The organism is Paenibacillus sp. 05T425, from assembly GCF_056396205.1.
Genome location: NZ_JBFTLA010000162.1, coordinates 1 through 385, shown reverse-complemented (window position 1 = coordinate 385; position 385 = coordinate 1). Strand labels below are relative to the sequence as shown.

Annotated in this window: 1 protein-coding gene; it reads right to left on the bottom strand. The window is 63.0% G+C overall.

Going from position 1 to position 385, the window contains the following annotated elements:
- Nucleotides 1–385 (bottom strand): ABC transporter substrate-binding protein (locus tag AC1DF0_RS32585; RefSeq protein ID WP_477577758.1); only part of this gene is annotated, 385 nt, incomplete at both ends.

The window sequence follows — 385 nt, the reverse complement described above, 5'->3', positions numbered from 1 at the left end:
CCTCAGGGGTCAGGAACAGCGCGCCGTAGCCCTGGCGCTTCACCGAAGTCAGGGTGATGTCCGCCGGCAGGCCGAGCAGTGGCGAAACCTGTCGGGTTACGTCCTCGGGATTGGCCCGGGACCATTCACCGACCGCGCGCACTTCTTCCACSAGGGTTTTGATCACTTCAGGATTTTTCTGCGCATAAGGCTTGGTCGCCAGATAGAACTGATGGTTGTCGACGATGCCTTTGCCATCGCGCAAGGTGCGCGCTTGCAGTTGCTGTTCGGCGGCAGCCTGGTACGGGTCCCAGATCACCCAGGCATCGACACTGCCGCGCTCGAACGCGGCGCGGGCATCGGCGGGCGGCAGGAACACGGTCTGGATGTCGGTGTATTTGAGGCC